The organism is Paenarthrobacter sp. NPDC089714, assembly GCF_044748905.1.
Lineage (GTDB): Bacteria > Actinomycetota > Actinomycetes > Actinomycetales > Micrococcaceae > Arthrobacter.
On the sequence record NZ_JBIVGX010000017.1, the window covers coordinates 35,333 to 55,752 of the forward strand.

The following is a 20,420-nucleotide window of genomic DNA, read 5'->3' on the forward strand; positions in this document are numbered from 1 at the left end:
TTCCTGTGATGAACCTTGTTCTCGTGTTAGTTGGGTCACTCCCAGCTGGCGCTGCCTTCAGACTTTGCCGTCCAACTTCCCGGAGGGAATATGGGACTCAGCTCCCCCACACAAGCCGAAACATCGGCAACCGAGGTGTCCTCGGAACAAGGCGCCTCCACCGCAGGCCTCCGCCGGTCCATGGAGGCCCGGCACCTGGTGATGATTGCCATGGGAGGCGTCATCGGTTCAGGCCTGTTCGTCAGTTCCGGCTACACCATCGCCACCGCCGGACCGCTGGGAGCCGTGATCGCGTTCCTCGTTGGCGCCTTGGTGGTCTACCTGGTGATGGCCTGCCTCGGGGAACTCGCCGTTGCGTTCCCCGTCTCCGGTGCCTTCCACATCTACGCTGCACGGACCATCGGGCCTGCCACCGGTTTTGCGACGGCGTGGCTCTACTGGCTCTGCTGGGCCGTCGCCCTCGGTTCCGAATTCACTGCCGCCGGACTCCTGATGCAACGCTGGTTCCCCGGCGTCGACGTCTGGATCTGGTGCTTCGTCTTCGCTACCGTGCTCTTCACACTGAATGCCATTTCATCGCGTGTCTTTGGCGAATCTGAGTTCTGGTTCGCGCTGATCAAGGTTGCCGCCGTCGTCGGCCTGATCATCCTGGGCGGCGCGGCCCTGTTTGGCTTCCACCCGATGGCTGCCGGCGGCTATCCGTCCCTGACCGAGAACTTCTCCACGGACCAGGGGTTGTTCCCCAACGGTTTCACCGGCGTTTTCGTCACGTGCCTCGCCGTGTTCTACGCGTTCTCTGGCTCGGAACTCATCGGCGTCGCTGCCGGCGAAACGGCCGACCCCGCCAAGAACATTCCCAAAGCCATGCGCACCACCGTCATCCGGCTCCTGATCTTCTTCGTCGGCGCCATCACCGTCATCGCCGCTACCATCCCCTACGAGAAGGTCAGCGTAGACGAGAGCCCGTTCGTCACGGTCTTCTCCATGCTGGGCATTCCGTTCGCCGCCGACATCATGAACTTCGTGATCATCACTGCGTTGTTGTCGGCGGGCAACTGTGGACTCTTCTCCTGCGCCCGGATGCTGTTCTCCCTGGCCGACGAAGGCCACGCACCCAAGGCGTTCCGGAAACTGACCAAGCGTGGCATCCCGCTCGTGGCACTCTGTGTGAGCATGCTCGGTGGCCTGGCATCCCTGATCAGCAGCATCGTGGCCCCCGCAACGGTGTACCTGGTGCTGGTGTCCATCGCCGGCTTCGCGACTGTAGGGGTATGGATGTCGATCGTGGCATCACACTTCATGTACCGGCGGACCTTCGTGCGGAACGGCGGGGACCCTTCCACCCTCGCCTACCGGGCACCGCTGTTCCCGCTGGTGCCTATAGTGGCCTTCGCGCTCTGTGTGGTCTCGTTGGTGGGCATCGCGTTCGACCCTAACCAGGTTGCCGCCCTGCTGTTCGGCGTCCCCTTTGTTGGCGCCTGCTACGGCTTCTTCTACTTCAAGTACGGACGACGGCGGCAGCTCGCCATGGTGGGTACGGAGAAGGACCTCGAGGCTGCGGCGAAGGACTAACTGGCCCTGACCTTCAGGCTGCGGAAAGGACCCAGCAGGCTCCCAACCTTCCCGGCCTAAACCAAGCTCTGCGAGCCTGGGCTTCCATCGCTGCGAAGCAGCCCCTGCGCAACCATTCCAGGTTGTGTAGGGGCTGATCCTGTGTGAAGTAGGCTCACGACGCCTCGGAGGGTGTACCGCCACGACCCACTTTGCTGCTGAATATGCCCAACACGCCGGAAAACCTTGGCTTTCAGGCGCGGCCGGCGCTCAAAGAAGGTCGTGGCGGTACACCCCCCAGGCCCGGCCCTTACTTCTTGGCCGCCCTGACGGGGTGCTCGCTCAGGATAGAGAGACGGTTGAAGGCGTTGATACCAATTGCCGCCATGCAGATGACGCTGATCTGCTCTTCCGAATAGTGCCCCCGCGCCTCTGCGAACAGCTCAGCGCTGGGCCGGGATGAGCTCATCCGGGTAATCTGCTCGGCCATCTTCATGGCCACAACCTCGGAGGGCTCGAACAGTGGGACTTCCCTGTACACGGCCACCAAGGACAGGCGCTGTTCTGTTTCGCCGTACTTCAAAGCCCGACGATGATGCAGGTCCAGGCAGAATGCACAGCCGTTGATCTGCGAACACAGGTAATTGATGAGCTCCAAGGTTCGGCGCGGGATGCCGATGCGGTCGGCTTCGTCAACCAACTGCTGGGAGTAGTGGGTGAGCGTCGCGTAGAGCTCGGGTTGTTGCTTGTCCAGATAACCGGCAAGGCGCGGCGTTGTTTCCTGTTCGGGCATATTTGGAGCTTAATGCACAGGCCAGTGAGAGAGCGTCGGCGAAAACCGGGCGGGAGGTGAGAGAGCGTCCGCAGGAACGGGCGGTTAGGTGAGAGAGCGTCCGCAGGAACGGGCGGTTAGGTGAGAGAGGGTCCTAGTTGCGGGGGTCGGGGGTGTCTGCGGCGAGGCGGATGTGGTTCTCGGCCAGCCACGACGGGTTGAAGGCCTTGCTCAGGTAGTTCGTGCCGGCGTCGGGGGCTATGGCCACCACCACGGAGCCGTGCGGCGCCGCGCGGGCCACCCGCAAAGCGGCAGCCACGGTGAGCCCGGACGACGGCCCCAGGGACAGTCCTTCCTCGTCGAGGAGCCGGTGGACCACGGTGTAGACCTCGTCGTTGGGGATGCGCAGGAAGCGGTCCACGATGGAGCGGTCGAAGGCTTTGGGCCACTCCGATTGCGGCCAGGAGTTGCCCACGCCGTCAACCAGGATCTCTCCGGGGTGCCCGCCACTGTAGGCGGATCCGTAGGGATCGGCGCCCACCACTTCAACGTGGCCGCCCGGGCGGAGGGCCGCTGCTTGTTCCTTCAGGTAACGCCCGTTGCCGCTGATGGTCCCGCCGGTCCCGATGCCCGCAACGAAGTGCGTGATCAGCCCACCGGTTTGTTCCCAGATCTCCGGCCCGGTGGTTTGGTAATGCGCCAGAGGGTTGGCCGGGTTGTCGAACTGCATGGGCCGCCACGCACCGGGGGTCTCGGCCGTGATCCGGGCGGCCACTGCCCTGGCATTTTCCGGCGATTCCGAGGGCGCGTTCCAATCAGTCAGGATCACGCGGGCGCCATAGTTGTGCAGCGCGGCGAGTTTCTCCTCGGAAATAGTGTCCCCGGTAACCACCACCACCGGATGGCCGGTCAGGTGTCCGATCAACGCAAGGCCAATCCCCGTGTTGCCGGACGTGCTCTCCACAATGGTCGCCCCGGGCCGCAGTTCACCGGATCTCTCGGCCGCCCTGACCATGCTCAGCGCGGTGCGGTCCTTGATGGACCCGCCCGGATTCTCCGACTCAAGCTTGACGTGGATACTGCTGCCCAAGCCCCTGCCGAGGTTCTCCAACTTCACCAACGGGGTATTTCCCACCTTGTCCAGTACAGAGGTATCGAGCCCGTCGGGCACGCCCATTGCAGCATGCACCCCGTGCCTGCGGGCTGCCGTGGTCACCATGTTTCGCCTCCGTCCGCCAGGGCAACGCCTGTGTCCAGGTCGCTGCTTGTCCGTTCATCTCCCTGCCCCACCCGTACTTCCGCCACTGCTTCGCGCAGCGCACGCCGTGCCCGTTCAACGAGTTCAGGCGCCGAGGGCCGCTCCGCCAGCACATCGGCCATGCGACCCACGACGGCGGCAGTCCCCTTCCCGAGCGGTTGCGCGGCTCCCGCTTCGAGCAGCAGGTATGACGCCGTCAGGGCTTCAATGGCCAGCAGTTTCTCCAAGGCGGCCAGGGACTTTTCGAGTTGCTGCAGGGCAAGTGGCGCCAGGGTCGAATGGTCTTCGACGTCGGCGGACAAGGTTGGCGCTCCAAGCGTGGCCGGAGCCGCGAGGAACTTGAGTTCGGCCAGCAGACCGGCCGCGGAGTACCACAGCAAGCCGGGAAGCTCCTCCTGTGCCAGGCCGGAACCGGCGGCCGCGGCAGCCAGGTGCTTGGCCCGGATGGCGCGCTGCGGCGGATACAGCTTGGCTATCCGGCGTTCGCTGGAGATCCCCACATGTGCCAAGGCCAGGCGAAGGCCTTCGAAGGACAAGGCAAGCTGCATCGGCTGGAAGTTCCCACCGGAGACCATCTGTCCGGACTCAAGGTCCACCAAGGGATTGTCGCCGCGGCCGTTCAACTCCACCTCGAGCGCCGAGCGAAGCTGCGCAACCAAGGCCCGGAACGCTCCGTGTGTTTGCGGCGCGGCCCTGAAGGACAGGGCGTCCTGCACGGAAACCTCGGGACGGACGTCTTCCAGCCACCCGCCACTCAAAAGCCGACGGACGGCGGCAGCCGATTCGCGCTGCCCGTCCACCGCCTTGGCCGCCTGGATTGCCGGCGAAAAGGGACTAAGGTTCCCGCCGCCGTCGTACCTTGCAGTGGTTTCCAAGGACAACGCCAGCCCGACGTCGGCGAGCCGGGCCAGCTGCTGCAGCCGAACCAAGGCGAGCGCCCCGGCTCCCACCGAGTAGCTGTTGGCACTGACCAGCGGGAGGGCCTCGCCGGCCGCGAGAGTGAGGGGCTGCAGGCCGGCGTCGGCGAGCGCTTTGGCGCCGGGCACCAGGGTGCCTTCGGCGTCGAAAGCTTCGCCTTCACCGATGGCGACGGCGGCGACGGCGGCAAGTTGGGTCAGGTCCGATGAGCCGACTGAGCCCTCGGCCGGGATGGCAGGATGCACCCCACGGTTCAGGAGTTCCGCGTAGAAGCCGGCTGTTTCCGGTCGGACACCGGAGCCTCCGCGGCTGAAGCCGATGAGGCGGGCGAGGATCACTGCGCGGGCGGCGGCCCGGTCCAGGAAAGTGCCAACGCCGCTGTTGTGATACCTGACGACTTGTACTTGGTAGGCGAGTACTGACTTCTCCTCCACAGCCGTGTCACGGCCTGAGCCGAGCAACGTGTTGAGTCCGTAGACCCGCTGCCCGGACGCGGCCGTCTCTTCGACGATTTCCCGCGAGCGCCCGATTAAAGTCAACGCATCATGGTTGAGTTTCACGTGAAACGCAGAATTTAACGCGACGTCTGCCACGAGCGGGACAGGGATCGGTGCCCTCCCGATCACCAGTACCCTCGGCTCGGGATTCATGGTCAGAAGTCCAGAAGGTTCTGGCGGAAACCGCCGTCGCCGTAGCTCGTCCGCAGCAAGCCCCGCCTCCGGAGTTCGGGAGTCAGTTTGTCCAACACGCCGTGGACCGTCACGGGATCGACGAAGCCGGAGAACAGGAAACCGTCCCCGCCGACAGCCGCGCCGGTCTCCTCGAGGTAATCAGCAATCTCTTCCGTGGTGCCGATGATCGAGTCTCCGGCTCCCCCGCTGCGGGCCTGCAGGATCTGGCGCAACGTGGACCCTGGAGGGGCTGCCCTGGAGAAGTGTTCCAGTGTTCCCTGGTTGCTGTTGGTGCTCAGGGTGGGGAGGGGCTCGTCGAGGTCGAACTTCTTGAAGTCGATCACCGAGAGGTAGGAGATCGAGTTGAGTTGGCTGTCGATATCCCGTTGTGTGAGCTCCCGGCGCTGCGCCCTCAGTTCCTCCGCCTCTGCAGTGGACCCCACCACGGTGGGCTTGAGGACGAAAAGGACCTTGACGTCGTCGGGGTTCCTGCCCGCCTTCGACGCCTCCTCGCGGATGGAATCGCGGTAGGCCTTCATGCCGTCCACACCGCGCGCCAAAGCGATCGCCACGTCCGCATTTCCGCCCGCGAACGCCTTGCCGCGGGGCGAGGCCCCGGCCTGTACCAGCACAGGTTCCTCCGGTAGCGGGGCCGTATTGAGGGGTCCACGAACCTTGAAGAAGTCGCCCTGGTGGTTGATCGGGTGAACCTTGGTGTGGTCCGCGAACCTGCCGGCCTCCACGTCCTCAAGCACAGCGCCAGGTTCCCAACTGCGCCACAGCCGCCTGACGACGTCGACGAACTCCTCAGCCTTCTCATACCGCAGGTCGTGCTCGATCTGTTGGTCCAGGCCATAGTTCTGGGCGGCGAGGTCGCTGCCCGAAGTGACGACGTTCCACCCGAGCTGCCCCTCGGAGAAGTGCTGGAGCGTGGCGAGGAGCCGCGCCGCGGTGAAGGGCGGGTAGAAGGAGGCGCTGACGGTCGGAACAATCCCCAGGTGCTGCGTGGCCGAGAGCAGGTACGGAACCAGGGCCAGGGGGTCGTGTTTGGGCGCGAAGGATGCGTGGGCCAAGGACACCTCGGCGGTGCCGCCGTAAGTATCCGGAACGGTGAGGGAATCCTCGATGATGAACAGGTCCAGCCCGGATCGCTCGAAGGCCCTGACGGCCTCCTGGTACAGCGCGGGTTTCTTCCAGTCGTAACCCAGTCCGTAGCCGGGCGTCCCCCAGCCTTGGACTCCGAATCCGTGGCCCACGAACCATCCAAAATGAAGCATGGGCTTGAGTGTAGAACTGCTGTGTCCGTTCACCGCGACCTGATTTCATGCGAAGTTACAGGGGGTCGTACTGCGTCAATTATGCTCCCGCGGCGTCACATTTGGACCCCGTTCGGCCCGCCCCGGGGAGGCACCGGTTACGCAACATGACGACGGCGGTGCAGTCGCCAAATGCGGCTTCCCGGCCGCGGATGTTACGTTTTTCTTGAGTAATGAGCACCAGCGTTAAGCCCTGACTTGCTGGTCGGCAACCCTCTCCCGCGGCGGGGTGCCTCAGGTGACTACTCGGCGTCTTCGAACTTCGAACTGCAAGCGTGACTGAGGAGCACCACGAATGCCTGAACCCACTGAAGAAAAACTCTCCTACCGCCTGATCACGGGTCCTGATACCCGTGACTTCTGCGAACGGATCTCCGCTGCTTTGGCCGAGGGCTACGTGCTGCACGGCAGCCCGGCGGCCACGTTCAACGGCGAAACCGTCATCGTGGCGCAGGCCGTGATCCTGCCCGCTGCGGTAGCCAGTTCGGACGCAGCTGTTGCGAGCGCCGTGGACGAGTTGGACAACTACGAGGAAGCATTCGAGGGCCACGCATGAGCTACGCAGGTGACCTGACCCCGCAGGACGCGTGGGCAAAACTTGAAGACGGCGCCATCCTGGTGGACGTGCGCACCGAGGGCGAATGGGCCCACATCGGTATTCCGGACACCAAGGCCACGGAGAACGATCCCCTGTTCATCCAGTGGAACCTCGCCGGCGGCATCCCGAACTCCCGCTTCCTGGAGGACCTGCAACAGCAGGCCCCCGAGGGCGACGGCGTGGAGCTCGTTTTCATCTGCCGTTCCGGCCAGCGCTCCATCGCTGCCGCCATCGCCGCTACTCAGGCCGGCTTCACGGCCTACAACGTCCTTGAAGGCTTTGAGGGCGAACCCGACCGTTATGGCGAACGCACCGTCAACGGCTGGAAGAACCGTGGCCTGCCGACCAACCTGGGGAACGACTAAAAGTGACTTTCAATCCTGACGCCGCCGGCTGGAGCCCTGACACCCAGGCCGTCCGCGGTGGCCTTGACCGTACCAACTTCCAGGAAACCGCAGAGCCGGTTTTCCTGAACTCCGGGTTCGTCTACGAATCCGCTGCCGCCGCGGAACGCGCCTTCACGGGCGAAGACGAGCGCTTCGTCTACTCCCGCTACGGCAACCCGACTGTGGCCACCTTCCAGGAACGCCTGAGACTGCTGGAAGGAACCGAGGCATGCTTCGCGACGGCGTCCGGCATGTCCGCGGTCTTCACTGCCTTGGGTGCCTTGCTGGGTGCCGGTGACCGTGTGGTTGCCGCCCGCTCACTGTTCGGCTCCTGCTTTGTGATCCTCAATGAGATCCTGCCGCGCTGGGGCGTGGAGACCGTTTTCGTTGACGGGCCGGACCTGGACCAGTGGCGTGCTGCCCTGTCCGAGCCGACCACAGCCGTCTTCTTCGAGTCCCCGTCCAACCCGATGCAGGAAATCGTGGACATCCAGGCCGTCAGCGAACTGGCCCACGCCGCGGGGGCGACAGTCGTCGTCGACAATGTCTTTGCCACTCCCCTGCTGCAGCGCTGTGGCGACCTGGGCGCGGACGTGATTGTCTACTCCGGCACCAAGCACATTGACGGTCAAGGGCGCGTCATGGGCGGGGCGATCCTGGGCACCAAGGAATTCATCGATGGCCCGGTCAAGCAACTCATGCGCCACACCGGCCCCTCCCTTTCCTCGTTCAACGCGTGGGTGCTCACCAAGGGCCTCGAAACCATCGGGCTGCGCGTGAACCACAGCTCGGCTTCCGCGCTGAAGATCGCCGAGTGGCTCGAGCAGCAGCCGGCCATCAGCTGGGTCAAGTACCCGCTCCTGAAGTCGCACCCGCAGTACGAGCTCGCCACCAAGCAGATGAAGGCCGGCGGAACCGTGCTCACGTTCGAGCTCTCGCCGTCCGGTGGCCGGACGGCCAAGGAAGCAGCTTTCGCGCTCCTGGACGGGCTGAGCGTCATCGACATTTCCAACAACCTGGGCGACTCCAAGTCCCTCATCACCCACCCGGCCACCACCACGCACCGCGCCATGGGACCGGAGGGTCGCGCAGCGATCGGGTTGAGCGATGGCGTGGTCCGGTTGTCCGTCGGTCTTGAGGACGTGGACGATCTCATCCTGGATCTGGAGAAGGCCCTCAAACAGGTCTAATCTTCATGCCATGAGGCATCCATACCGCCGGGCGGGGGCTGTCATCGTCGCGGGTTCCGTGGTCTGGTTGGTGGGGATTTCACCCGTTCCGCAGGTCTACACCACACAGGATCCAGCCGAACGCTTGCGGCTGCTGATGCGTGGCGAGCGGGGCTGGATCATGGGGCACCACCTGGCTGCCGCGGGAACTGCTGCCGTGCCGATGGGGTTCGCGGCCTTCGCCCAGGCGCTGCCTGGCGGAACGGCCAAGACCTTCGCGCGTGCGTCCGCTGCAGCATTGCTGGCGGGCGCACCGCTCTTTGTCTACAGCCTGTCGCGCAGGGCATCGGACCTTGAGCGTTTCGCCTACCGTCGAGGGTCCAACGCACCGTTCCTTGGGTATTCCTGGCTACACATTGCCGGGCTGGGCGCATTGGGCGCGGGCTTGCTGCGTTCGCCGGCCAAGCGCTGGGTGGGTCTCACGGCTTCGGGCGCTGCCTCGGTCTTCGGCATCATCCTCCTGACCGCCAAGGACATTCCGCCGTTCGTCTTCTACCTCACGGAGGGACTGGTGGGGGTTTTCTTGATCGCTTGGGATGACGAGGCCGGGTCAGGCCCGCCGGACCCGGCCGAGGATGGGCGCGGGATCGCGATGGGCGTCGGCTGACGCTCCGCGCACGGTCACCCTGGCGGCATGCCCGACGGCGGCCGCAAGGGCTTCCGGTGATGGCGGGCTCTCCGGGTGACTCTGGTGCTTGCGGTTGAACCGCGTCACGGCCTCTCTTTGCTCGTGGGCACCGTTGCCGCGCTCCAGGATATCCGCGATCCCGGCTTTGACCAGGCCCAGCTCTCCTTGATCGTCAAGGACCGGGCTCAGGTAGTCCACCAAGGCCCACACCACTTCGGCAGCCGGTTCGGGACGGAACTCCCCGAAGTCCAGCAGGTCACCACGGAGGCCTACATTGCTGGCCTGCCAACTGGCCATGCGCAGCAGCGCCGTGGGCACCGAGGAGGGCTCAACGCCGTCGAGCATTTCCAAGGAAGCCGTCTCAACCAAAGCCCGCACCAGCACTGCAATCAGGGCCGCGTCCTCTGAGCGAAGGCAGACATCGGCCACACGGACCTCCACCGTGGGGTGGTTCCGCGAGATGCGTGCATCGAAGTAGATCATGCCTTCATCCAGGAGCACCCCTGTGTCCATCAACCGACTCACCATCCGGCGATAGGCCGTCAACGAACCGAACACAGCCGACGGTCCGGAGGTGGGCCATCTGTTCCAAGCCTGGATGCGGTAACTGTCAAAGCCCGTGGGAAGGCCGCGCCAGTAGGGAGAGTTTGCGCTCAAGGCCGAAAGGACCGCGAGCTTGTCCCGGATGTGGTCCAGCACCACCACGCCCTCCTCCGGCGATTCAACCGAGGTGTGCACATGGAAGCCGCACGTCAATTGCTCATGGGCCGTCAACCCGAACCGCTCCAGCATCTCGGCGTAGCGGCGATCGGGCGTGGTGTGGGTGGTGGATGCGAGGGGCGACGTAGCCAGGGCTGCTATGCGGGCACCCTGTTTACGGGCAGCCTCGCTGGCCATGGCCCGGCCGCGCCGGATCTGGTGCAGGAGGTCTGCGTAGCTGTGGCACGGCCGTGTTTGGGTTTCGATCTGCTCGAGCTTGAGTTCGTAGCTGAGCCCGGTACCTGTTTGTTGCGGGTGGCTACCATTGAGCAGTGCATCCGCGAGGGCCAACGGTTCGCCCGTCACGGGATCGACGATGAGCAGTTCTTCCTCAACCCCGAATGTCCGCATGCTTCATTTTGCGCTCCGCGCTCCGGCCGCGCACCCCTTCCCGCCGTTCGCACCAGGTAGACCTGGAGCGCCGGGCGGAAACCGGCGCGGCCGGGTCGAGCAAAGGGAGCGAATGGCGCGAACGGGTGCGCCAGCAAAGCTAGTCCTGGAAGTACTCCACCTTCGCTCCAATGGTGTTCAAGCGCTCGGCCAGATCCTCGTAGCCGCGCTCGATCACGTAGATATTCCGGAGCTCGGAGGTTCCGCGGGCCGCGAGCATGGCCAGGAGCAGGCAAGCCGCCGGACGAAGGGCAGGCGGGCAGCCGATCTCCGCGGCGCGCCACTTGGTGGGTCCATTGACGTAGATCCGGTGCGGATCCAGGAGCTGCACCTGGGCGCCCAGCTTGTTGAGCTCTGTGAGGTAGATGGCCCGGTTTTCGTAAACCCAATCGTGGATCATGGTCTGGCCCTCGGCGTTGCCCGCGATCACGGCGAAGAACGGGAGGTTGTCGATGTTCAGGCCGGGGAACGGCATGGGGTGGATCTTGTCCTGCGGAGCACGGAGTTCCGAAGGCTTGGTGGTCACATCCACCAAGCGGGTGCGGCCATTGCGTGCCTTGTACTCGCCGGAGATCTCCAGCTTCTGGCCCATCTGCTCCAGCGTGGCGAGTTCGATTTCCATGAACTCGATCGGCACGCGGCGGATGGTCACCTCGGAGTTGGTGACGATGCCGGCGGTGATGAGGGACATGGCCTCGATGGGGTCTTCAGACGGGAAGTACTCGATGTCCACGTCAATGCTGGGACGGCCCGTGATCCGCAGCGTGGTGGTGCCGATGCCCTCAATGCCTACGCCCAATCCCTGCAGGTAGAAGCACAGGTCCTGGACCATGTAGTTGGGGCTGGCGTTGCGGATCACGGTAGTGCCCTCGCGGTGCGCGGCGGCCATGATCGCGTTTTCCGTCACGGTGTCGCCACGTTCGGTCAGCACGAAGGAGCGGTGGTGCCCGTCAGCGGGAGGAGCGGCCACGGAGTAGAAGCCGGACTTTGCCTCCACCGTCAGGCCGAACTCGCGCAGTGCCTGCATGTGGGGTTCCACGGTACGGGTGCCAAGGTCGCAACCGCCGGCGTAGGGCAGTTGGTATTCGCTGGTTTCGTCCAGGAGCGGGCCGAGGAGCATGATCACGCTGCGGGTGCGACGGGCAGCGTCCACGTCCATCGAGCCAAGATCCAGGACCTCGGGCCGGCGGATGCGAAGGTCGCTGCCGTTGAGCCACGTGCATTCGACGCCGATGGACGTCAGCACCTCCACGATGCGGTTGACCTCTTCGATCCGGGCCAGGCGCCGCAGCGTGGTGGTGCCACGGTTGATGAGGCTGGCACAGAGCAGGGCGACGCCTGCGTTCTTGCTGCTGTTGACGTCCACTTCCCCGGAGAGGGTGCGGCCGCCCTCAACCCGGAGGTGCGTCATTTGGGGCCGGCCCACTTTCACAATGGACCGGCCAAAGATTGCTTCCAGTCTTTCGATCATCCGGAGGCTCAGGTTTTGCCTGCCTTGTTCCATCCGGGCAATGGCGCTCTGGCTGGTTCCCAGCTCAGAAGCGAGTTGTCCTTGCGTCCAGCCCTTTTCACTGCGGGCGTTGCGGAGCAGGAGGCCTACGTGTTCTGGCGTAGCTTGCGTCATACCCAAGAAATATCACAAATGATCTATGAGTGCCGATCAAAACGCCGATTCAAGGACAAAAATCACACCGTACCCGAACTGTGCGATATAAAAGCACGACGGCGGAACTCACCAAAGCATCAGGCCCGCCAATATCCCAACGCGTCGATCCGGCGCTTGTCCACGCCCAGGACCTTGCGCAGGTGTTTCACGATTGCCCGCGTACTGGAGGCTTCGCACGCAATCCAGAAGAAGTCATCCTCCACCGAGACACTCCCGGGCGTGAGCGCCGAGCAAACTTCGGTAACCAGGGACGCGCCGTCGCCCTTGCGCGGAACCCAACTGACGACGTCGGACCCGGACGTACGCACCTCAAGCGAGGGGTCGGCGTCGTGCTGGTACTCGAGCCACAGCGTCGCAGGCGCGGTGACGCCGGATGCAGGGCGCGCGTCGAGCAGCGAATTGATCGCCGGAATGGACGCAGGATCACCCACGACCCAGAGGTGCCGAGGCGCCGGCGGGAAATCAAAGGCACTGCCCTGGACGGTAGCGTCGATGGTGGCTCCCGGCTGGACAGTACGGGCCCAATCGGCGGCAATGCCATCATGCATGGCGAAGTCCATGCTGAAGGTCCCGGCGCGGGCGTCCGGGTTGACCAAGGTGTAGGCACGCTGGTGGCCCTTGCCGGCGTCGTCGAACCAGAGGCGGATCCACATGGTGGGGTGGGGTTCGCTGTCGATCAGCAACCCGCCGTCCGTGACGTGGATGCGCAGGAAATCCGGTGAGATTTCCTCCCTGCCCGTGACTTCCAGCGTGAAGTCCTTGGCGCCCATGACTTTGAGGACTACGCCTTCCCAACTGCGCTTCACGCAACACTCCTTCACGAACGCCGCCGATTTTGCGAACCCGGCACAAGCACCTATCTTGAACTTAAGTAAGCCTAACCTAAGCTCGAAAGCAGTCCCCGATTATGACGTCTGCCCCGACGCGCCACCCCGCCCCGGCAGGCGGCACCGGAACCTACCGCGATGAGTGGGGAATCCCGCACTTGTGGGCCGACTCCGCCGACGAACTCGCCTTCCTGCAGGGATACAACGCGGCCTCGGACCGCTCCTGGCAGATCGAGCTGGAACGGTGGCGCTCCGAGGGCCGCACGGCCGAACTGCTCGGTGAGGCCGCCGTAGCGTGGGACCGGTTCGCCCGGCAGGCCCGCCTGGATGACACAGCCCGCCGCTGTTTCGAAGGACTCGATGAAGCCACGCAGCGTTGGTGCGGGCAGTACGTCGCTGGAGTGAACCAGGCCTTGGCCGACGGATTACGCAGCAGCCCGGAATTCGAAGAAGCCAAGGCCTCCCCCGAGCGCTGGAATCCATGGACTCCCCTGGGCGTTTTCCTGGTCCACCACATCCTGTTCTCCACGTTTCCCAACAAACTCTTCCGCGCCCACGTCGCCCGCACTCTCGGCGACCACGCCGTGGGCCTGTTCAGCATCGAGGCCCCCGTGTGGTCCGGCAGTAATGCGTGGGCGGCACACGGTTCCCTGACGGACGGCGGGCTGCCGCTTATTGCGGGCGACCCGCACCGGCTCATGGAACTGCCGGGCGTGTACCAGCAGATCAGGCTTGCGTGCCCGGACTTCGATGCTGTGGGCTTCGCCTTCCCCGGTGTTCCCGGGCTTCCGCACTTCGGACACACCGGCCACACCGCGTGGGCCATCACCAACGCCATGGCCGACTACCAGGACCTTTTCGAGGAACACCTCCGCCGGGTGCCGCTCCGCGGGACGGACGGTGAACGGGTCCTGGCCCGCGGCGCCGAGGGCTGGGAGCCGGTAAGCGTCAGTTCCGAGACCATCACGGTCCGTGGTTCCGGTCCGGTCCACGTCGAGATCCTGGAGACCGCCCGCGGTCCGGTCATCTCGGAAATGCCCGACGGCGGCGCGCTGAGTCTGCGCTTCCCCGCCTACGTTGAGGGGCGCTTGGGTTTCGAGGCCCTCCTTCCGCTGCTGCGGAGCCGTCAGGTGGCCGAGGTGGAAGCCGCGTTCGACTCGTGGGTGGAGCCCGTGAACAGCGTGATCACGGCAGACTCCGCCGGGTCCGTGCGGCATTTCGTCGCCGGTCTGGTGCCACAGCGCAACCCTGCAAACCGTCGGCTTCCCGTGCCAGGGCTGTCCGCCCGGCACGCGTGGGATGGCCAGTACGTTGCCCTCCCCCGCACGGAGGTCACCAGGTTCGCGGTCAGTGCCAACGATCGTGCGTCCGGGGGTGGGGACGCTGTGGCCCTCGAGTTCGCCCCGAAACACAGGGCCCGGCGGATCCAGGAGCTTCTGGAATCTTCCAGGGGCCCGCTCTCCGTCGACCGGATGCAGGCGATCCATTCGGACACGCTCCTGGGCCCGTGGCCACTTTTCCGGGATCTCCTGGACGGCCTGGACCCTGATGACCTGTCCCCTGTGGCCCACACGCTGCGCGCCCTGTTGCTTGTTTGGGACGGGCACATGGAGGCCGAAAGCCATCCGGCCGCGGTGTTCGCCGCTTGGCGGGGTGCCTTGGTGCAGCGCATTGCCAGGCATCAGGCGTTGGCCAAGCTGGCTGAACCAACCGGGCACTCCTCCCTGTTTGGACCGTGGTTGTCGGCAGCTTCCCGGGTGGGTTTCGCGCTTGAAACGCTTGTTGCCCGTGGCTCGGAGCTGGGAATTGCCATCCCGGTTGAAGCAGCCGCTGCCCTTGAGGACGTAGCCCTGGAAGAGTCGTTCATGGACGGCGCCCTGTGGGGCGACAGGCATCAGCTCCTCCCCGTCCACGTGCTTCCCGGACGTTGGACCGGCTCTGCCCCCGAAGCCCGGCTCAGTGGAGACACAGGGTGCGTCCTCTGCACGGAAAGCCTCCCCGGCGTGGAGGATCGAAGCTTCCGTGGGCCCGTTGCCCGTTATGTCTGGGACTTGTCCCAGCGCAGCAACAGCCGGTGGATTGTCCCGTTCGGAGCCGCGGGCAAGCCGGACCATCCACACTTCTCCGACCAGTTGCCTCTGTGGTCCACCGGGGAACTGGTACCCGTGGTCACGGATTGGGAGCGGCTCGCCAAAGACGCCTGACGCTTGGCTTCGCCACGGTTTTTTGCACTACCGCATCACCTCAGTTCGCACCTGCACACACCGCATCGCATCGCATCGCATCGCATCGCACAAAAGGAAGCACATGAATACCACCACCCAGGACTTCGCCGTCCGCACCACCATCTACGCAGAAGAGCTTGAGGGCTGGGGTTCGCTCCGGATTGTTCCCGTGGTTCCTGCCGAGGACATCGACTTCATCCACGAGTGGGTTTCGCAGCCCCGCGCCAAGTTCTGGGGCATGATGGAAAAGCCGCGCGAGGAGGTCCTGGGCATCTACGAGTTCCTGGACTCCCTGGACACCCACCATGCGTTCCTGGTGGTCCTCGACGGCGAGCCGTTGGCCCTGTTCCAGACCTACGAACCCCTGCACGATCCCGTGGGCGAGGTCTACCCTGCGCGTGAAGGGGACATCGGGATGCACCTCCTGTTGGCGCCGGCCACGCGTCCCATCCCGCACTTCACGCCGCGACTGGCGACCTCGCTCATCAAGTACATGTTCTCCGTGCCAGGCAAGGACCGGATCATCGTGGAACCGGATGCCCGGAACGCAAAGGCCCTTCGCAGGTTGGAAGCGACGTGCTTCGAATTGGGACCGATCGTCCAACTGGAAGAAAAAGAAGCCCAGCTTGGGTTCCTGACCCGCGCCGGTTTCGATGAGATCCAGGCGGACAAGGCGGACAGTTAGGAGCCCGGCTAAACAAGGGAGCCGCGGGCTTGGGGCTTGCGGCTCCCTCCGTTGCCTCACGCTGCGCGCCTGGCGTGGCCTACCGCCAGACGAAACTCCACGTTCCTGCCCCCACGGCCGTCGAGACGGCGGCCGCGGCGATCACCACCCCGCCGAGCAACACCCACACATCCAGCAGCGAGTAGGTGGATTCGCGCGCCCAGGTCCGCTTGCCACCGCCGAAGCCACGGGCTTCCATGGTCACGGCCAACCTGGAGGCCCTCCGGACAGCCTGGACAAGGAGCCCAAAGCTCTGCCCGAGCGTGGCCTTCAAGCGTTGCACCGGGCTGCCCTGGGAACCGACACCACGGGCACGCCGGGCCATGCCGATGGTCTGCCACTCCTCCGCCATGAGGCCCACAAGCCGCATCGCCGCGAGGGAGCCCAGCACAAAGCGGTGCGGCAGCCTGGCCTTCTGCGCCAGCGCGTCGGCCAAGTCCGTCGGGTCGGTGCACGTCATCAGCAGGATTGCCGGCAAGGCGATCGCCAAACCGCGCAGCATGAAACCGAGCCCCAGCTGGAGGGAACCTTCGCTGATGGACCAGAGTCCGACGTCGAGCAGTACAGCGCCGCTGTCCGGCGCCACGATCGCAGTGCTCCAGCCGCCGATCGCTGCCGCGACGATGAGCGGCCAGGCCCGGACCCACAGAAGCCGCACCGTCAGCCCGGCCAGCGGGAACAGCGCGAGCTCTGCCACCAGCGCGATCGACGCCGAGACCCAGTCGATGGACAGGGCCAGCACCATGGAAATCAGGAAAACGGCCACGAACTTTGCCAAAGGGTTGGCCCGGGTCAACAGGGCATGGTTGCCGCTCAGGCTCAAGGCCTCCCTCATGACGCACCAGCTTCCTGCTTCTCAGCCTGGTTCGCCGGCGTGAGGTGCAGTTCCGCGCCGCCAAGGACAGCACTGAATTCCTCGTCGTGGGTCACCGAGACTACGGCCGTTCCTTGGTCCAACAGCTCCGACAGGAACGAGGCCAGTTCGGCCCAGGTATTGGCGTCCTGGCCGAAGGTTGGTTCATCGAGCACCAGCACTTGGGGATGTGCGGCGAGGACCGTCGCCACGGACAGCCTGCGCTTTTCACCGCCTGAAAGGGTGTAGGGATTCGCGTCCACCAAGTGCGTCAGCCGCAGCCGCTCAAGCAGTTCGTCCACGCGTTCCTCGCCGTGGCCCAGATGCCTGGGGCCGAACATGAGCTCGTCCAGGACCTTGCCCGTGACGAACTGGTGCTCCGGTTCCTGGAAAACGGTGCCGATTCGGGAGATCAACTGGTCCGCTTTCCACGCGAACGGATCGATCCCGGCGCCCTGGGAAAGTTCGACGGCGGCAGACACCTTGCCGTGCACCGGCGCCAGAAGGCCCGCCACCGTGAGCGCGAACGTGGACTTGCCCGCACCGTTCGGACCCGTGATGGTTAACGCTTGTCCGGCCCTGACCTGCGCGGTCACGCCGGCTTGGACCGGCACGGGCGGGATGCTCTTGAAGCCGCGGCGCCGGGGCTTCTCCCGGGACACAGCCAGGTCTTGTGCTGCCAGGAGCAACGGTGCCATCTCGGGGACGAAGGTCCGTGCACGGGTCCGTGGAACGTAGCCGGGAACCCACACGCCCGCATCAATGAGCATGGTGCGGGCCTCGGAAAGCACGTGGTCCGGCTGCCCGTCCAGGAGAACCCCTCCGCCGGGTTGCAGGACCACGATCCGGTCCACGAGGTCCTTCCAAACCGATACCCGGTGCTCCACCACCACCAGGGTTGCACCGGTCTTGTCCAGGCAGCGGCCAACGGCGTCGCGGACTTCCAGCACGCCGGCCGGGTCCAGGTTGGCCGTCGGCTCGTCCAGGAGGAGCAGCCCTGGCCGCATCGCCAGAATGCCGGCAAGCGCAAGGCGCTGCTTCTGCCCGCCGGAGAGTGCCGCCGTCGGGTGGTCCAGCGCCAGGCCGCCATCTGCAGCGGTACGCAACCCGACGTCGTCGAGCGCCTCATGGACGCGCGCCCAAATCTCTGCCCTCGGAACGGCGAGGTTCTCGGCACCAAACGCTGCGTCGTCGCCCACGCGGGACAGCACCACCTGCGTTTCCGGGTCCTGCTGCATCAAACCGGCGCGGCCCCGCTGTTCGCGCGGCAGTCCGCCGTCGATCAGCAGGGAGCCGGTCTCGTCCGAGTCGTCTTCCTCGTCGCCCAACACCCCGGCCAAGGCGTGCAGGAGCGTCGACTTGCCGGCTCCGGAGGGACCCAGCAGGAGCACGCGCTCCCCGGGCTCGATCCGCAGGTCCAGTCCGTGGATGGCGGGGGTGGACCGTCCGGCGTGCCGCCATCCCCAGCCCTCGGCCGAGATGGCGGCGGGCCGGCCGCTGTTTGTGGCGGCCATCAGTTGAAGACAGGCTCCGACGCAGCCTTGCGGGATGCGAAAGCGCTCAGCACGCCGGTCTTCGCCAGGCCGCGCGTGGCAACCCAGGAGAGGGCACCGGCGATGATCGCACCGGAGATTGTGCAGAATGCGATGTAGGCCAGTTTGTCGACGGCTTCGTAGGCGATGTTCCAGCCCCACGGGAGGAAGGAATCATTCAGGCCGCAGAAGAGGCCAGCGCCCGCACCCGCGAGAAGCGAGGTGGGCAGGTTGAACTTCTTGTAACGGAACGCTGCGAACACCAGCTCGGCGCCGAGGCCCTGCAGGATGCCGGAGATGAGCACCGTGGTGCCGTACTGGGAGCCCATGATGAGCTCGCCGGTAGCGGCCACGGCCTCGCAGAACAGCGCCGCACCGGGCTTGCGGATGATGAGCATGCCCAGCACCGCCGGGATCATCCAGCCGCCGGCGATCAGGCCGGTGAGCGGCGGGTAGGCCGCGTTCATGGGGATGGATACGATTGCGGCGCCCTGGGACCATGCCCAGAAAATCACGCCGCCGGCGATGGCGATCAACGCTGCCACCACAATGTCTACAACGCGCCAGTTGTTACTGGTCTTCTTCACGCTTGCCGTGGTCATTTCTTTGCCTCCTGAGGTTACAGGAGGGGAAAGTGCTCCCCGGTACCCCGGCCAGCTCACGCCGCCCTGGTCCGGACACTCTGAGAAGCTCGACTCCCTTGCGCCGGTACTAACCGGATCAGGTTCGAGGGTCTGCGGCTGTCCGCACTCTCAGCGCCCTCGCGTCTCCTGCATCGCTGCAGGTTCGACGGCGGCGCTCCCCTGTCGTTATCAATCTGCCCTTATGGGCGAGGTTCAGTTTACACCTGAAGGGGTTTACGGGGTCATGGAGCGGGTCATAAATCCGTTGCGGGGCCGCTCTCCGCCCCATTCCCCGCCCTTAGGGCGCAGACCGGGCCCCACAACGTCACCCCACCCCCATTGTTGGGTCCGCTTTGCGCCCCATTCCCCGCCCTTGGGGTCGCAGACCGGGCCGCACAACGTAGCTGAGACAATGGCAGCATGACGGAAACTCCTGGTCCAAGCCATCCTGACGCAGCCAAGCCAGTAGCCGAAGCCCGCCTTGCAGCCAGCGTGATCCTGCTCCGCGATACGTCTGCAGGGCTGGAGGCCTTTGTCCAGCATCGCGTGTCCACCATGGACTTCGCGGCGGGCATGGTGGTGTTCCCCGGAGGCCGCGTGGACGCCGCGGATTCCGAGGGCTGGGACTACTCACCCGAACTTATGGAACGGCACACCAAGGAGTGGCGACTGAGCTCTATCGCCGCAGCAGAGCCGGATTTCCCCGCGATTGGTGGCCAGGCAGGCAAGAGCTCCGGCACTGTTCTCACCGCCGCCATCCGCGAGGTCCAGGAGGAGGCCGGCCTCACGTTGGATCCGTCCGCCCTTCGGCCGTGGGCCAACTGGATCACGCCCGTGGACATGCCCAAGCGCTTCGACACCTACTTTTACGTTGCCAAGCCTGCCCCGGACGCCGCACCGCAACACCAGACCACTGAGGCGTGGCAGTCACTGTGGATGCCCGTTGACGGAATCCTGTCCGCGGAGGCTGAGGGCAAGCTGCAACTCATGCCGCCCACGTACTACCTGCTCCGGGAAATCTCCGGTTTCGACTCCGTTGATGCCATGTGGACCGCGGATCATGAGGTGGTTCCTGTGCTGGCACCACCGGGCTCCCTTGCCGCCTTCCTCAAGGAGAGGGCGAGCCGGGGCTAAGCAGGATCCGCCGGGTTGTTGAGGTTAGGCTGAAGGCATGAACTTCTTCCTCAAGCTTCTGGGCGCAGGCGTGAGCCTCGGCGCGGGTTTCCTTGGCACCAAGCTGGTCAACAAGGGATGGGAAAAAGCCACGGGCAACAAGCCGCCCAAAGGCAACGATGACATGGAGACGAGCCTCCGCTCAGCGCTGACGTTTGCCCTCATCTCGGCGTTTGTCAGCACCCTCATCCAGGTCCTGGCCAGCCGGGGTACGCAGCGCGCCATCGCCCGCTTCGCCAAGTCCCAGGACATCGTCTAAAACCAACGCGGGGATCCTTACGGCCCATGGCGGACGTCCGGATGGGCCGGAAGTGACCCCGC

Annotated in this window: 19 protein-coding genes and 2 riboswitches; of the genes, 9 read left to right on the forward strand and 10 right to left on the reverse strand. The window is 65.1% G+C overall.

Going from position 1 to position 20,420, the window contains the following annotated elements; genetic code table 11:
• Positions 1-90 precede the first annotated feature (90 nt).
• Positions 91-1,572, forward strand: a complete 1,482-nt coding sequence (locus ACIPY3_RS20695) for an amino acid permease (protein ID WP_400337017.1) — start codon at positions 91-93, stop codon at positions 1,570-1,572.
• Between the two features lie 289 nt (positions 1,573-1,861).
• Here ACIPY3_RS20695 and ACIPY3_RS20700 read toward each other — a convergent pair whose 3' ends face one another.
• The 4 genes from ACIPY3_RS20700 to ACIPY3_RS20715 form a co-directional block, all read right to left on the reverse strand.
• Entirely contained in the window at positions 1,862-2,344 is a 483-nt protein-coding gene (locus ACIPY3_RS20700) for a carboxymuconolactone decarboxylase family protein (protein WP_400337019.1), read from the reverse strand.
• A gap of 133 nt (positions 2,345-2,477) precedes the next feature.
• Complete coding sequence (locus ACIPY3_RS20705; protein WP_400337021.1) at positions 2,478-3,542, reverse strand: PLP-dependent cysteine synthase family protein; 1,065 nt, start codon at positions 3,540-3,542, stop codon at positions 2,478-2,480.
• The gene (locus ACIPY3_RS20710; protein ID WP_400337023.1) at positions 3,536-5,149 is read right to left on the reverse strand and encodes an aromatic amino acid ammonia-lyase; all 1,614 of its coding nucleotides are present in this window, start codon (positions 5,147-5,149) and stop codon (positions 3,536-3,538) included. The genes ACIPY3_RS20705 and ACIPY3_RS20710 overlap by 7 nt, the downstream gene beginning before the upstream one ends.
• 2 nt (positions 5,150-5,151) lie before the next feature.
• Positions 5,152-6,480 carry an NtaA/DmoA family FMN-dependent monooxygenase gene (locus tag ACIPY3_RS20715; protein WP_400337025.1) on the reverse strand — a complete coding sequence of 443 codons (1,329 nt, stop codon included), beginning with the start codon at positions 6,478-6,480 and terminating at the stop codon, positions 5,152-5,154.
• A 175-nt stretch (positions 6,481-6,655) separates the two neighbouring features.
• Positions 6,656-6,768, forward strand: a riboswitch (SAM riboswitch).
• Between the two features lie 13 nt (positions 6,769-6,781).
• Here ACIPY3_RS20715 and ACIPY3_RS20720 point away from each other — a divergent pair.
• The 4 genes from ACIPY3_RS20720 to ACIPY3_RS20735 are packed head-to-tail and all read left to right on the forward strand — an operon-like array spanning position 6,782 to position 9,306.
• Complete coding sequence (locus ACIPY3_RS20720) at positions 6,782-7,042, forward strand: DUF1737 domain-containing protein (protein ID WP_400337027.1); 261 nt, start codon at positions 6,782-6,784, stop codon at positions 7,040-7,042.
• Complete coding sequence (locus ACIPY3_RS20725) at positions 7,039-7,449, forward strand: rhodanese-like domain-containing protein (RefSeq protein ID WP_397325702.1); 411 nt, start codon at positions 7,039-7,041, stop codon at positions 7,447-7,449. The genes ACIPY3_RS20720 and ACIPY3_RS20725 overlap by 4 nt, the downstream gene beginning before the upstream one ends.
• Before the next feature lie 2 nt (positions 7,450-7,451).
• Complete coding sequence (locus ACIPY3_RS20730; protein ID WP_400337029.1) at positions 7,452-8,660, forward strand: O-succinylhomoserine sulfhydrylase; 1,209 nt, start codon at positions 7,452-7,454, stop codon at positions 8,658-8,660.
• Positions 8,661-8,670: 10 nt separating this feature from the next.
• On the forward strand, positions 8,671-9,306 hold the full coding sequence (locus ACIPY3_RS20735) for a hypothetical protein (protein WP_400337030.1): 636 nt from the start codon (positions 8,671-8,673) through the stop codon (positions 9,304-9,306).
• Here ACIPY3_RS20735 and ACIPY3_RS20740 read toward each other — a convergent pair.
• The 3 genes from ACIPY3_RS20740 to ACIPY3_RS20750 form a co-directional block, all read right to left on the reverse strand.
• The gene (locus ACIPY3_RS20740; protein WP_400337032.1) at positions 9,250-10,437 is read right to left on the reverse strand and encodes a glutamate--cysteine ligase; all 1,188 of its coding nucleotides are present in this window, start codon (positions 10,435-10,437) and stop codon (positions 9,250-9,252) included. The genes ACIPY3_RS20735 and ACIPY3_RS20740 overlap by 57 nt on opposite strands.
• A 139-nt stretch (positions 10,438-10,576) precedes the next feature.
• On the reverse strand, positions 10,577-12,100 hold the full coding sequence (locus tag ACIPY3_RS20745) for a UDP-N-acetylglucosamine 1-carboxyvinyltransferase (protein ID WP_397325706.1): 1,524 nt from the start codon (positions 12,098-12,100) through the stop codon (positions 10,577-10,579).
• 119 nt (positions 12,101-12,219) lie between these two features.
• Positions 12,220-12,948, reverse strand: a complete 729-nt coding sequence (locus ACIPY3_RS20750) for a siderophore-interacting protein (protein ID WP_400337034.1) — start codon at positions 12,946-12,948, stop codon at positions 12,220-12,222.
• 101 nt (positions 12,949-13,049) lie between these two features.
• Here ACIPY3_RS20750 and ACIPY3_RS20755 point away from each other — a divergent pair, with 101 nt between their 5' ends.
• On the forward strand, positions 13,050-15,173 hold the full coding sequence (locus ACIPY3_RS20755) for a penicillin acylase family protein (protein WP_400337036.1): 2,124 nt from the start codon (positions 13,050-13,052) through the stop codon (positions 15,171-15,173).
• Positions 15,174-15,276: 103 nt separating this feature from the next.
• The gene (locus ACIPY3_RS20760; RefSeq protein WP_400337037.1) at positions 15,277-15,879 is read left to right on the forward strand and encodes a GNAT family N-acetyltransferase; all 603 of its coding nucleotides are present in this window, start codon (positions 15,277-15,279) and stop codon (positions 15,877-15,879) included.
• Between the two features lie 79 nt (positions 15,880-15,958).
• Here the strand turns inward: ACIPY3_RS20760 and ACIPY3_RS20765 are convergent, their stop codons facing one another.
• Genes ACIPY3_RS20765 through ACIPY3_RS20775 form a run of 3 tightly spaced genes read right to left on the reverse strand, consistent with a single transcriptional unit; the run spans position 15,959 to position 18,905 of the window.
• On the reverse strand, positions 15,959-16,753 hold the full coding sequence (locus ACIPY3_RS20765; RefSeq protein ID WP_400337039.1) for an energy-coupling factor transporter transmembrane component T family protein: 795 nt from the start codon (positions 16,751-16,753) through the stop codon (positions 15,959-15,961).
• Positions 16,750-18,285: an ABC transporter ATP-binding protein gene (locus ACIPY3_RS20770; RefSeq protein WP_400337040.1), complete on the reverse strand. Its 1,536-nt coding sequence runs from the start codon at positions 18,283-18,285 to the stop codon at positions 16,750-16,752. Before ACIPY3_RS20770 ends, ACIPY3_RS20765 begins: the two co-directional genes overlap by 4 nt.
• On the reverse strand, positions 18,285-18,905 hold the full coding sequence (locus ACIPY3_RS20775; RefSeq protein ID WP_400337042.1) for an ECF transporter S component: 621 nt from the start codon (positions 18,903-18,905) through the stop codon (positions 18,285-18,287). The genes ACIPY3_RS20770 and ACIPY3_RS20775 overlap by 1 nt, the downstream gene beginning before the upstream one ends.
• Before the next feature lie 77 nt (positions 18,906-18,982).
• Positions 18,983-19,118: riboswitch (TPP riboswitch) on the reverse strand.
• 228 nt (positions 19,119-19,346) lie between these two features.
• Between ACIPY3_RS20775 and ACIPY3_RS20780 the strand changes: the two genes are divergently transcribed.
• Both ACIPY3_RS20780 and ACIPY3_RS20785 read left to right on the forward strand, forming a co-directional pair.
• Positions 19,347-20,060 carry an NUDIX hydrolase gene (locus ACIPY3_RS20780; protein ID WP_400337044.1) on the forward strand — a complete coding sequence of 238 codons (714 nt, stop codon included), beginning with the start codon at positions 19,347-19,349 and terminating at the stop codon, positions 20,058-20,060.
• Positions 20,061-20,097: 37 nt separating this feature from the next.
• Entirely contained in the window at positions 20,098-20,358 is a 261-nt protein-coding gene (locus ACIPY3_RS20785) for a DUF4235 domain-containing protein (protein ID WP_387438201.1), read from the forward strand.
• Positions 20,359-20,420 lie beyond the last annotated feature (62 nt).